Below are 12,570 nucleotides of genomic sequence, written 5' to 3' on the forward strand. Positions count from 1 at the left end.
AAAAGCATGAAAAAGTACGTCTTAGTGGCGCTGGCCGCATTAACCCTGAGCGGCTGTCTGTCGCGTCCGCCTGAGCCGGATCAGCCGCTGCCGCCGGTCACCGTCGAGCCGGATCAACCGAATCCGCCGGTCGAGCAGCCACAGCCGCCAACCAGCGAGCCGGTGCCGCAGCCGCCGAAAATCCAGCAGCTTGACTGGCTGGGCAGCGTTCAGCCGCTGGTGGGGCAGATGCTGAAGGCCGATGGCGTCACGGCCGGCAGCGTGCTGTTGCTGGACAGCGTCAAGAACAATACCAACGGTTCGCTGCAGATGGGCAAAGCCACCGCGGCGCTGTACAAGGCGCTGGCGTCGAATTCCACCTTCAGCGTGGTGCCGGAAGCGAAGCTGACCAGCGCCCGACAAACGCTGGGCCTGTCGGCGGATGACAGCTTCGGTTCGCGCAGCAAGGCGATTGGCCTGGCGCGCATCGTCGGCGCGCAGTACGTGCTGTACAGCGACGTCAGCGGCGACGTGAAGTCGCCGGCGTTGGATATGCAGCTGATGCTGGTGCAAACCGGCGAGATCGTCTGGTCGGGCAATGGCGCCGTTAAACGCTGAGGCCGCGCTGCGACGATTGATGGAAACCAGACTGCCGGCGGTGAATACCGCCGGTTGTCATTTCAGCCCGGTGCAGGGGCTGACCGGCGAGAGCTGGCGCATCGACGGTGTGGGCATCACGCTGTTGGCGCGGCAGCACAGTGCGGAAAAACGCGCGCTGGGCGTGAGCCGCCGGCGGGAAGCGCGGGTCTTGCGCCGCTGCGCGCCGGGGCTGGGGCCATGGGTTTTCGCACAAAATAATCAGTGGCTTATCCTCGAATGGCTCGAAGGTGACGTCGTCACAGATACCGAGTTTGCGGCGCTGAATCAGCGCGGCGAGCTGGCGGCGATGGCGGCGGAACTGCACCGGCGGCCGCTCAGCGGTTACCGACTGGATCTGCGACGGCAGTTCCGCCGCTACTGGCAACAGCTGGATAGGCGGCGTTTAACCCCTGACTGGCTGCGCCTGCAGCGTCATTTTTTACGCAGCGCCTTACCACGGCCACTGCGCCTGGCGCCGCTGCACATGGACATCCATCCGGGCAATCTGCTCGCCACCGGCGAAGGGCTGCGGCTGATCGACTGGGAATATGCCGCCGACGGCGACGTGGCGCTGGATATCGCCGCGTTGTTTCGCGGCAACGGTTGGTCGGCCGGCCAGCAGCAGCGCTTTTTGCAGCACTACGCGCGCCAGGGCTATCACGACGTCGCCCGGCTGCAGGCGCAGGTGCGCCGCTGGCTGCCGTGGGTGGATTATCTGATGCTGCTGTGGTTTGAAGTGCGCTGGCAGCAGAGCGGCGACGCCGAATTTTTGCGCTGGGGCGCGGCGGTGCGCCGGCGACTTTGTTTATCATCATCCGAATTCTGAACGAACAATAATGAAGTGAGGTGCCCGTGGGCCCAGTAATGCTAGATGTCGCCGGCTACGAGCTGGATGCAGAAGAACGCGAAATTTTGAAACACCCGCTGGTTGGCGGATTGATCCTGTTTACCCGCAACTTCCACGATGCGGAGCAGCTGCGTGAGCTGGTGCGCCAGATCCGCGCCGCCTCGCACGATCGGCTGGTGGTGGCGGTAGATCAGGAGGGCGGGCGCGTACAGCGCTTCCGCGAGGGCTTCACCCGCCTGCCGGCGGCGCAGTCGTTCGCCGCGTTGCACGATGCGCAGGAAGGCGGTCGTCTGGCGCAGGAGGCCGGCTGGCTGATGGCGGCGGAAATGATCGCACAGGATATCGACATCAGCTTTGCGCCGGTGCTGGACATCGGCCACGGCAGCGCGGCGATCGGCGAGCGTTCGTTCCACAGCGATCCGCAGCAGGCGCTGGCGATGGCGGAGCGCTTTATCCTCGGCATGCACAGTGCCGGCATGAAAACCACCGGCAAACACTTCCCGGGGCACGGCGCCGTCAGCGCCGATTCGCACAAGGAAACCCCGCGCGATCCGCGGCCGCTGGCGCAGATCCGTGAGCACGACATGGCGATCTTCCGCGAGCTGATCAATCGCCAGCTGTTGGACGCCGTCATGCCGGCCCACGTCATCTATACTGAAGCGGACCCGCGTCCGGCCAGCGGCTCGCCTTACTGGCTGCAGCAGATCCTGCGTCAGGAGCTGGGCTTCGAAGGCGTGATTTTCTCCGACGATCTGTCGATGGAAGGCGCCGCCATTATGGGCAGCTACGCCGAGCGCGGCCAGGCGGCGCTGGATGCCGGTTGCGACATGATCCTGGTGTGCAACCACCGCGAAGGTGCGGTCAGCGTGCTGGATAACCTGTCCCCGGTCAAAGCAGAGAAGGTGAAGCGGTTATATCATCGCGGTCAGTTCACCCGTCAGGAACTGCGCGACTCCGAGCGCTGGCAGCAGGCGCACAAGGCGCTCAGCGCGCTGAGCGAACGCTGGGAGGAGCACAAGCAGCGTTCGCAAGGGTGAATCCAGGCGCCGCGCCGCGGCGCAGAGCGGAAATGATGAGGGCCGCGCCCGCGGCCCTTGGCTTGTTGCGAGGATCCACATGATTATCTATTTGCACGGCTTCGATTCCACCAGTCCCGGCAATCATGAAAAGGTGTTACAGTTGCAGTTTATCGATCCGGACGTGCGCTTCATCAGCTACAGCACACTGCATCCGCGTCACGACATGCAGCATCTGTTGAAAGAGGTGGACAAGGCGGTGCAGCAGGGCGGCGACGCGCACCCGTTGATCTGCGGGGTCGGCCTCGGCGGTTTTTGGGCGGAGCGCATCGGCTTCCTGTGCGGCATTCGCCAGGCGATGTTCAACCCCAATCTGTACCCGGAAGAGCACATGCACGGCAAGATAGACCGGCCGGAAGAGTATCGCGATATCGCCACCAAGTGCGTGGAGGATTTCCGCGAGAAGAACCGCGACCGCTGTCTGGTGGTGCTGTCGCGGCACGACGAGGTGCTGGATAACCGGCGCAGCGCCGAATTGCTGCATCACTACTACGAAATCGTCTGGGATGAACAGCAGACGCACAAGTTCAAAAACATCTCACCCCATCTGCAGCGGATCAAGGCGTTCAAGGCGCTGGGTTAACAGTTTCATAACGCCGCCGCGAGCCGCGCTCCCCGTTTTGTACCGACGGAAAGTGCGGCTTTTTTGTACGCCAAGGTAAAGTTTTTCGTGGCAATCGGCAAAATTTAAAACTGTGACTCAGCGCTAACTATTTGAATCACAATCCCCAAAAAATCCCCGCGTCCAGCCTTTAACCAAAAAAATTTGATGTACGTCAATTTTGGTATGACCAAATAACCTCGCATGTTATTCTGGCCTTAGAGAGCCGATTTATTTTAAGCGAACCCTATGTATTCTAAGGATATTATTTATTTACCCTGGAATAACAAATGGTTCACATTTAGGGGGTTATTTTGACAACGCCAAAGAAGAAAATCGTTATTGTTGGCGGCGGCGCCGGTGGCTTGGAGCTGGCGACCAGCCTGGGCCATAAACTTGGCCGCAAGAACAAAGCGGAGATCACGCTGGTGGATCGCAACCACAGCCATTTGTGGAAACCGCTGTTGCACGAAGTGGCGACCGGTTCCCTCGATGACGGCGTGGATGCGCTCAGCTACCTGGCGCACGCGCGCAACCACCATTTCAGCTTCCAACTGGGGTCGTTGACCAACATCAACCGCGAGACGCAAACGCTGCAGCTGGCGCAGATCTGCGACGAGCAGGGCGGCGAGCTGGTGCCGGCGCGCGAATTGCCGTACGACATCCTGGTGATGGCGCTGGGCAGCACCTCGAACGATTTCGGTACGCCGGGCGTGAAAGAGCACTGCATCTTCCTGGATAACCCGCATCAGGCGCGTCGCTTCCACAACGAAATGCTCAACCTGTTCCTGAAGTTCTCGGCGCAGCCGGGGCAAAAAGAGCGGGTCAACATCGCCATCGTCGGCGGCGGCGCCACCGGCGTTGAGCTGTCCGCCGAACTGCACAACGCGGTGAAGCAGCTGCACAGCTACGGTTTCGAAGGCCTGGACAACAGCGCATTGAACGTGACGCTGGTGGAAGCCGGCGAGCGCATTCTGCCGGCGCTGCCGCCGCGCATTTCCGCTGCGGCGCACCAGGAGCTGATCAAACTGGGCGTACGCGTGCTGACCAACACCATGGTGACCAGCGCGGACGCCAAAGGCCTGAACACCAAGGGCGGCGAGTTCATCGACGCCGATCTGATGGTATGGGCGGCCGGCATCAAGGCGCCGGACTTCATGAAAGACATCGGCGGCCTGGAAACCAACCGCATCAACCAGCTGGTGGTGGAGCCGACGCTGCAGACCACGCGCGATCCGAACATCTTCGCCATCGGCGACTGCGCCTCCTGCCCGAAAGAGGGCGGCGGTTTCGTGCCGCCGCGCGCCCAGTCGGCGCACCAGATGGCCTCGCGCTGCGCCACCAATATTCTGGCGCTGATGAACGGCCAGACGCTGAAGCCATACGTGTATAAAGACCACGGCTCGCTGGTGTCGCTGTCGCGCTTCAGCACCGTCGGCAGCCTGATGGGCAACCTGATGCGCGGCTCGATGATGGTGGAAGGGCGCATCGCGCGCTTCGTTTACATCTCGCTGTACCGCATGCACCAGGTGGCGCTGCACGGCTACATCAAAACCGGCCTGATGATGCTGGTAGGCGGCATCAACCGGGTGATCCGCCCGCGTCTGAAAATGCACTGATCCTGCCTTCGTCGACCAACCCGCGCCGGTTCGCCCGCGCGGGTTTTTTTATGGCGGCGCGAGGCGAACGGCGGCGGTTGTTTGATTCTTCAGCATAAGCTGTCGTCGGCATGGGTAAAATTCTTAAGATTCCTCCTAAACAGCGGCAAAACGGCCGTTTTCCCGCATTTTTGGTCCCCTTGTCTTATTGCGGGCCCTCAAATCATTGTGCAGACTTTACCTCGTTTACAGACGGCGCGTCGCGCACGCCGTAAACCGGGATACCGCAAGCCGCCCATGCGCAAAATAATAAGCGCGGTGCAGCCGGTCACAGACCCCGGACAAAATGCGTGGTAACACTTTCAGGAGGTTTCCTGTGAACAAATCAATGTTAGCCGGTGTTGGGATTGGTATCGCTGCCGCTCTGGGGATTGCCGCGGTAGCCAGCCTGGACGTCTTTTCTGCCGGTCCGCAGTACGCGCAGGTGCTCGCCGCAACGCCGATTAAAGAAACCATCAAAACGCCGCGTCAGGAATGCCGCAACGTCACCGTTACGCATCGTGCGCCGGTGCAGGATGAAAACCGCATCGCCGGTTCTGTGCTGGGCGCAGTGGCGGGCGGCGTGATCGGCCACCAGTTCGGCGGCGGTCGCGGGCGCGACGTGGCGACCGTGGTCGGCGCGCTGGGCGGCGGTTATGCCGGCAACCAGGTGCAAGGGGCGATGCAAAACAACGACGTCAGCACCAGCGTTCAGCAGCGTTGCAAAACGGTCTACGACAAGTCTCAGAAAATGCTGGGTTATGACGTGACCTACAAGATCGGTAATCAGCAGGGCAAGATCCGCATGGATCACGATCCGGGCACGCAAATCCCGTTGGACAAAAACGGCCAGCTGGTGCTGAACAGAGCCTGATCGCCACATTCGAATTAAGCCCGCGGGCAGTGTTAGTTCTGATCGTTTAACCCGGTTAAGCGAGCGGCGTTAACATTGACGCGGGTTTCTGTTTTCTGCCTGCCCAAAAATTTGCGATCGTTCTAATGTCTGCGTGCGATATCACTGGGCAAAACTTCAAAAAAGCCCCCGTGTTTGTTATATTATTGTGCAATTAAGCGGTGTGTTCGGCGCCAATCGCCGCACCGGTAAAACCCGAGTATTTCGTCTCGCAGAGATAACGACATGTTAGATTTTCGCTTTCCGACAGCGTTGCAAATGGTCCTTAGCGTCGCCGTAGCTGAGAAGCAGGGCATGCGTTCGACGAGCGCCACCCTCGCCGCCGCTCTGGAAGCCAACCCCAGCTTTATCCGCAAACTGATGGTCCCGCTGACTAAAGACGGCATCATCGTTTCTACCCTGGGCCGAAACGGCTCTATCCACCTTGGCCGCCCGGCGGAAGAGATCACCCTGCGGGATATCTATCTGGCAGTGATCGACGACAAGCGCATCTGGGCTTCCCGCCCTGAGGTACCGGCCCGCTGCCTGGTGAGCGCCAACGCCTGCTGGTATTTCAAATCGGTGGTGAACGAGGCCGAGCAGGCTTCGCTCGCGGTGCTGGCGCGCCATACCGTGGCCGATTCGCTGGCCGAACTGGAGCGGGGCGACAAGCGCGCCTGCGCGGAATACGCCGCCGAGCAAGAGGCCGAAGCCGCCGGTAAATAATCGCGGTTCGCATGCATAAAAAAGGTCGGGCAATGCCCGACCTTTTTGCATGTTAAGACGATGATTACGCCGCTTGCGGCTGCGCTTTGCGTGCCACCAGGCGCCGGAGGGTGACGTAGAACACCGGCGTCAGGAACAGCCCGAACAGGGTGACCCCCAACATGCCGGAGAACACCGTGATGCCGGTGACGCCGCGCACCTCGGCGCCGGCGCCGTGGCCGAGGATCAGCGGGATGGTGCCGGCGATGAAGGCGATGGAGGTCATCACGATCGGCCGCAACCGCAGGCGACAGGCCTCCAGCGCCGCCTCGACGATGCCTTTGCCCTGCATTTCCAGCTCGCGGGCAAACTCGACGATCAGAATGGCGTTCTTGCAGGCCAGCCCCATCAGAACGACCAACCCGACCTGCACGAACACGTTGTTGTCGCCGCCGGTCAGCCACACGCCGAACAGCGCCGACAGCATGGTCATCGGCACGATCAGGATCACCGCCAGCGGCAGCGTCCAGCTTTCGTACAGCGCCGCCAGCGCGAGGAACGCCAGCAGCACCGCTACCGGGAACACCACCAGCGCGGCGTTGCCCTGGGTCGATTGTTGGTAGCTCAGATCGGTCCACTGGATGTTCATGCCGTTCGGCAACAGCTTGCCGGCCATCTGCGTCAGCGCGCCCATCGCCTGGGTAGAGGAGAGCACGCGCGGATCGGCGTCGCCGATCAGGTCCGCCGCCGGGAAGCCGTTATAACGGATCACCGGATCCGGGCCGTAGGTGGTGCCAATGCTGACCATGCTGCCGATCGGTACCATTTCGCCCTTGTCATTGCGGGTGCGCAGGTTGGCGATGTCTTCCACGCTGTCGCGGAACTGGCCGTCGGCCTGCGCCATCACCTTCCAGGTGCGGCCATAGCGGTTGAAGTCGTTGATGTAAGACGAACCGAGGTAGGTCTGCAGCGTGCTGAACAGCGCATTGAGCGGTACTCCTTGTGCCTTGGCCTTGTCGCGATCGATTTTGGCGTCCAGCTGCGGCACGTTGGCCTGATACGAAGAGATCGGGAACCCCATCCCCGGCGTTTGCATAATGGCGCCGGACAGGGTGTTGATCGCCGTTTGCAGCGCGCCGTAACCCAGCCCGCCGCGATCCTGCACATACAGCGAATAGCCTGAACCCTGGCCGATACCGAGGATCGGCGGCGGCATGATTGAGAAGGCGAAGCCTTCCTGAATCTGTGAAATGCGCGCGTTGATCTCGGCGTTGATCTGCGCCGCAGTGCGGGTTCGGGTACTCAACGACTCCAGTGCGAAGAACACCGTGCCGGTATTCGGCGTATTGGTGAACTGCAGCGCGTTCAGGCCGGGGAAGGCCACCGCATCGGTGACGCCGTCCACGCTCAGGCCGATGGCGCTCATCTTGCGGATCACCGCGTCGGTGCGCTCCAGCGATGCGCCTTCCGGCATCTTCACGCCGCCGATCAGGTACAGCTTGTCCTGCGTCGGGATAAAGCCGCCGGGCACGGTCTTGAACATCACGCCGGCGGCGGCCAGCAGCAGCAGATAGACGACGAACACCGCGCCGCGCCGGCCCAGCACGCGGGAGACGCCGCGCTGATAGCGTTGCGAGCCGCTGGCGAAGAAGCGGTTGAACGGCCGGAACAGCCAGCCGAACAGCCGGTCGATAAGGCGTGACGGCAGATCTTTCGGCGCGCCGTGCGGTTTAAGCAAGCGCGCCGCCAGCGCCGGCGACAGGGTCAGCGAGTTGATGGCGGAGATCACCGTCGAGATGGCGATGGTGACGGCGAACTGCTTGTAAAACTGGCCGGTAACGCCGGAGAGGAACGCCATCGGCACGAACACCGCACACAGCACCACGGCGATGGCGATGATCGGGCCGGAGACCTCGCGCATCGCCTGGTGCGCCGCCGCCAGCGGCGACAGCCCCTCTTCGATATTACGCTCGACGTTTTCCACCACCACGATGGCGTCATCCACCACGATGCCGATCGCCAGCACCAGCCCGAACAGGCTGAGGGTATTGAGCGAGAAGCCCAGCATATACAGCACGGCAAAGGTGCCGACCACGGAGATCGGGACCGCCAGCAGCGGAATGATCGAGGCGCGCCAGGTCTGCAGGAACAGAATGACCACCAGCACCACCAGGATCACCGCTTCCAGCAGGGTATCCACCACCGCGCGGATCGAATCGCGTACGAACACCGTCGGATCGTAAGGCGATTTCCAGCTCATGCCGTCCGGGAAGCGGGTCGCCAGCTCGGCCATCTTGCCGCGCACCGCGTCAGACAGCTCGATGGCGTTGGCGCCCGGCGACTGGAAGATACCGATACCGACCGCATCCTTGTTATTGAGCTGGGCGCGCAGCGCGTAGCTGCCGGAGCCCATTTCGATGCGCGCCACGTCGCGCAGCCGCACGATCTCGCCGTTGTCGCCGCTCTTGAGGATGATGTTGCCGAACTCTTCTTCGGTTTGCAGGCGGCCCTGGGCGTTGATCGACAGCAGATAGTCGCTGCGCGTCGGCATCGGCTCCGCGCCGAGCTGGCCGGCGGAGACCTGTACGTTCTGCTCCTGCATGGCGCTCACCACGTCGGAGGCGGTCAGGCCACGCGCGGCGACCTTGTTCGGATCGAGCCAGATGCGCATCGCATACTCACCGGCGCCGAAGATCTGCACCTGGCCGACGCCCGGAAGACGGGCGAGCTCATCCTTGACCTTCAGGGTGGCGTAGTTGCGCAGGTACAGCGAATCGTACTTGCCGGAAGGCGACACCAGATGTACCACCAGCGTCAGCGCCGGGGACTGCTTCTGAGTGGTGATGCCCTGGCGGCGCACGTCTTCCGGCAGGCGCGCTTCGGCCTGCGCCACGCGGTTTTGCACCTGTACCTGCGCCTGATCGGGATCGGTGCCGGGGCGGAAGGTGACGGTGGTCACCAGCACGCCGTCGGAACCGGCGACCGATTTCATGTACATCATGTTTTCGACGCCGTTGATCGCTTCTTCCAGCGGCGTGGCCACCGTTTCAGCGATCTCTTTCGGGTTGGCGCCCGGGTATTCGGCGCGCACCTGCACGCTGGGCGGCACCACGTCCGGGTACTCGCTGATCGGCAGCAGCGGGATGGCGATCGCTCCGGCGACAAAAATCAGGATCGACAGCACCGCGGCAAAGATCGGCCGGTCGATGAAAAAACGGGAAAAGTCCATGGGTCAGAAGTCTCTGCTGGGAGCTTAGTTAAGTGCGGAGGCGATAGGGTTCATGGCGACGGCTTTCGCGTCGACCGGCATGCCCGGCATAAACACTTTCTGCATGCCGTCGACGATCACCCGATCGCCGTTTGCCAACCCTTTCTGCACGATGCGCAATCCTTCGGCCATGCGGCCCACGTCGATGTCGCGGCGCTGCGCCTTGCCGTCTTTATCGACGATGTAAACGAATTTGCGGTTCTGGTCGGTCATCACCGCTTTATCGTCGATCAGCATGGCGTTGAACTCGGCGCTGCCGGGCATTTGTACCCGGGCGAACAGCCCCGGCGTGAAGCGGCGATCGCGGTTGTCGAGCAGGGCGCGCATGCGGATGGTGCCGGTCCCGGCGTTCAGCTGGTTATCGGTGAAATCCACCAGACCCTGATGCGGGGTGCCGTCTTCTCCCACCAGGCCGACCTTCACCGGCAGGCGCGCGTCGTGCCGACCCTGCTGCTGATAGCGCAGGAAGGTGGCTTCATCCACGTCGAAATAGACGTAGACCTTGTCGAGCGACACCAGCGTCGTCAGCACGCTGGCGCTGTCGCCGGCGGTGACCAGGTTGCCGGCGGTGATCATTGCGCGGCTGGCGCGCCCGTCAATCGGCGCGGTAACGCGGGTAAAGTCGAGATTCAGCTGCGCCATGTCGAGCTGGGCCTGTGCCGCCAGCACGTTGCTTTGCGCCTGCGCGGCGGACGACCGGCGCTGCTCCCAGACTTCTTGAGAGATGGCCTGAGTGCCGATCAGTTTCTCGGTGCGCGAGGATTCGCTGCGCGCCAGGGCGGCCTGGTTGCGTGCCCGCACCAGCTCGGCCTGCGCCTGTTCGCGCGCGGCGCGGTAGGTGCGATCGTCGATGGTGAACAACACCTGGCCTTTCTTCACCTCGTCGCCCTCGGTGTAGTTGACCCGCTCGATGTAGCCGGAGACCCGTGGGCGCAGCTGCACGCTTTGCACCGCTTCGACCCGGCCGTTGAAGGCATCCCATTGGCTGATGGGCTTGACCACCACGCTGGCGGCGCTGACCACCGGCGGCGGTGGCGGGGCGTTGTGCGCGACGCTGTTGTCGCACCCGGCGAGCAGGGTGGCCAGCAGCGCCACTCCGGAGAGCCGCTGGCCCAGAGCGACGGCGCGCGTGCGGCCGCCGGCGTTGAACGATGAGTTTGGTTGATTTGCCATTATTTTTATTCCGATAAGTAAGCGCGGTCAGGCCCCATACCCGGCCCTGTTCTCCGGGATTCGCCCCTGCGCCGGCGTGCGGCGAGGGGGCGGCTGCGTCGTGCAGCGGCGCAGCGTTAGGTTTTGAAACACATTGGTGTCACATTAATGTATCAATATCGGTTACATTAATTGGGTGGAGTATAGTGGCGGCTTTCTGGTAAATGCAATAATAAAAATTGCATTTAAAGCGAAACTGTTGCAACGTATGTGCATCGGGCAGAGGGTGACCCTGCCGAATGATGGGAGCATCAGCATGAACACTACGGGCTTTATTACCGATTTGAAGGCGTGGATCGACAACAATCTGGAAGAGAAACTGGATATCAACACCGTGGCGGACCGCGCGGGCTATTCCAAATGGCATCTGCAGCGCATGTTCAAACGCCAGACCGGCTACGCGCTGGGGGAGTATATCCGCATGCAAAAACTGAAAGTGTCGGCGGAGCGCCTGGCCAACAGCGGGGAGCCTATCGTCAGCGTGGCGATTTCGCTCGGCTTCGACTCACAGCAGTCGTTCAACCGCAGCTTCAAACGCCAGTTTGGCCAAACGCCGGGCGACTGGCGCCGCGCGTTGGCGCAGCCGGCGTCCATGGGGCGCACGCACCACTGAGCGGTTGGGCAGTGGGGATAAAAAAGCCTGAATTTGCGTTCGGGCTTTTTTGTCTTTACCCGTGGGGATTCAAAAGTTGGCGCAACTGCCTGACTTCGCCACCGTGTCGCTGTCGCGGCAGAATATGCGAATCGCCTCGTTGAGGGAGTTTGAACGAGAAGGCGTCCAGTAGTTTTCAATGACCAGGTAGCGAACGGTGTGCTGGCGGGAGTGGAAGCCAAGGACGTCAAATATGCCTTCAATAGCGGCAAGTACAGGGTTTGACGAGTCGATTTCATAACGAATATCGACGATGGCCGCCTCCGGCGCCATCCAGGTGCGATTGGAAAGCGGCGGCACGCGAAACTTGAATGAGGCGTTCGCGGATAGGCGCTGGCCATCGAGCTCTTTAAATTCTGCGGCGGGAACATAGCTCTGGTTGCCGCCCGGCAAGGTAATCTGCCCTTTTTCGTCGCGGGTGGCATACACATCCTCGGTGACTTTGTAGATCACTTGCTGGACGTCGGGGGGAATGATGCGGAAGGAGGTTACGGTGCGATCCGAAGGCGTGTCATTCGTCAGTTGGAACTCATAGGCTCTTCCGACGGATTGAACGAAAGCTAATGAAACGCTGCCGGCGAAGTACTGATAGGCGGCGCCCAATATCGCCATGAGAATCCCCGAGCCTACCAAAAATGCCGATACTTTCGCCAAACGGTTATTTGATTTTGCTTTAACGGGGCCTGTCTTTGGCCGCGGGGCATTGCCTTTCTTCTTACGCGCCACGTTTCTCCCTTGCATTACGCATTGGCCTATCTTTATGAGGGCATTATGGTCGACAGCTTATGCCGCTGTCGAGGGGGCTCCCTCCCGGTCGGTGCGCTATGCATACAAAAAAGCCTGAACGCGAGTTCAGGCTTCTTCGTAGAATATGGCGGTGAGGGAGGGATTGATTCGCTGCGCTCACCCTGCGGGCCGCCGTTGGCGGTCCCAAACGCAGGCGTTTTGTCGAAGCCTGTCGAGGGTTCTCACCCTCCCGGTCGGTGCGCTATGCATACAAAGAAGCCTGAACGCGAGTTCAGGCTTCTTTGTAGAATATGGCGGTGAGGGAGGGATTGATTC

At 61.5% G+C, this 12,570-nt stretch carries 11 protein-coding genes and 1 other RNA gene; 8 read left to right on the forward strand and 4 right to left on the reverse strand.

The features are described from left to right. Nucleotides 1-6 precede the first annotated feature (6 nt). The 7 genes from lpoB (at nucleotide 7) to HMPREF3138_RS24450 (ending at nucleotide 6,397) form a co-directional block, all read left to right on the forward strand. Nucleotides 7-597 (forward strand): penicillin-binding protein activator LpoB, encoded by a 591-nt coding sequence (lpoB, locus tag HMPREF3138_RS24420; protein ID WP_038875549.1) that lies wholly within the window; start codon nucleotides 7-9, stop codon nucleotides 595-597. Continuing rightward, nucleotides 578-1,444, forward strand: a complete 867-nt coding sequence (gene thiK / locus HMPREF3138_RS24425; RefSeq protein WP_038875552.1) for a thiamine kinase — start codon at nucleotides 578-580, stop codon at nucleotides 1,442-1,444. Before lpoB ends, thiK begins: the two co-directional genes overlap by 20 nt. 38 nt (nucleotides 1,445-1,482) lie before the next feature. Further along, on the forward strand, nucleotides 1,483-2,502 hold the full coding sequence (nagZ, locus tag HMPREF3138_RS24430; RefSeq protein WP_038875555.1) for a beta-N-acetylhexosaminidase: 1,020 nt from the start codon (nucleotides 1,483-1,485) through the stop codon (nucleotides 2,500-2,502). Between the two features lie 79 nt (nucleotides 2,503-2,581). After that, nucleotides 2,582-3,124 carry an alpha/beta hydrolase YcfP gene (gene ycfP / locus HMPREF3138_RS24435; RefSeq protein WP_033638056.1) on the forward strand — a complete coding sequence of 181 codons (543 nt, stop codon included), beginning with the start codon at nucleotides 2,582-2,584 and terminating at the stop codon, nucleotides 3,122-3,124. 332 nt (nucleotides 3,125-3,456) lie between these two features. Further along, the gene (locus HMPREF3138_RS24440) at nucleotides 3,457-4,761 is read left to right on the forward strand and encodes an NAD(P)/FAD-dependent oxidoreductase (RefSeq protein ID WP_004928794.1); all 1,305 of its coding nucleotides are present in this window, start codon (nucleotides 3,457-3,459) and stop codon (nucleotides 4,759-4,761) included. Nucleotides 4,762-5,116: 355 nt separating this feature from the next. Further along, nucleotides 5,117-5,653, forward strand: a complete 537-nt coding sequence (locus tag HMPREF3138_RS24445; RefSeq protein ID WP_168166356.1) for a glycine zipper 2TM domain-containing protein — start codon at nucleotides 5,117-5,119, stop codon at nucleotides 5,651-5,653. A gap of 264 nt (nucleotides 5,654-5,917) precedes the next feature. Further along, the gene (locus tag HMPREF3138_RS24450) at nucleotides 5,918-6,397 is read left to right on the forward strand and encodes an RrF2 family transcriptional regulator (protein WP_015377469.1); all 480 of its coding nucleotides are present in this window, start codon (nucleotides 5,918-5,920) and stop codon (nucleotides 6,395-6,397) included. A gap of 64 nt (nucleotides 6,398-6,461) precedes the next feature. Here HMPREF3138_RS24450 and sdeB read toward each other — a convergent pair whose 3' ends face one another. Next, nucleotides 6,462-9,605, reverse strand: a complete 3,144-nt coding sequence (gene sdeB, locus HMPREF3138_RS24455; protein ID WP_038875562.1) for a multidrug efflux RND transporter permease subunit SdeB — start codon at nucleotides 9,603-9,605, stop codon at nucleotides 6,462-6,464. Nucleotides 9,606-9,629: 24 nt separating this feature from the next. Beyond that, nucleotides 9,630-10,817, reverse strand: a complete 1,188-nt coding sequence (sdeA, locus tag HMPREF3138_RS24460) for a multidrug efflux RND transporter periplasmic adaptor subunit SdeA (RefSeq protein ID WP_038875565.1) — start codon at nucleotides 10,815-10,817, stop codon at nucleotides 9,630-9,632. Between the two features lie 295 nt (nucleotides 10,818-11,112). On the opposite strand from sdeA, the gene HMPREF3138_RS24465 reads away from it, so the two are divergent. Further along, nucleotides 11,113-11,469: a helix-turn-helix domain-containing protein gene (locus HMPREF3138_RS24465; RefSeq protein ID WP_004928813.1), complete on the forward strand. Its 357-nt coding sequence runs from the start codon at nucleotides 11,113-11,115 to the stop codon at nucleotides 11,467-11,469. A 69-nt stretch (nucleotides 11,470-11,538) separates the two neighbouring features. Here HMPREF3138_RS24465 and HMPREF3138_RS24470 read toward each other — a convergent pair whose 3' ends face one another. Both HMPREF3138_RS24470 and HMPREF3138_RS24475 read right to left on the reverse strand, forming a co-directional pair. Next, complete coding sequence (locus HMPREF3138_RS24470) at nucleotides 11,539-12,234, reverse strand: hypothetical protein (RefSeq protein WP_139145181.1); 696 nt, start codon at nucleotides 12,232-12,234, stop codon at nucleotides 11,539-11,541. A gap of 146 nt (nucleotides 12,235-12,380) precedes the next feature. After that, nucleotides 12,381-12,500: non-coding RNA, RtT sRNA (locus tag HMPREF3138_RS24475), on the reverse strand. Between the last annotated feature and the right edge of the window lie 70 nt (nucleotides 12,501-12,570).

Source organism: Serratia sp. HMSC15F11 (assembly GCF_001808215.1).
Lineage (GTDB): Bacteria > Pseudomonadota > Gammaproteobacteria > Enterobacterales > Enterobacteriaceae > Serratia > Serratia nevei.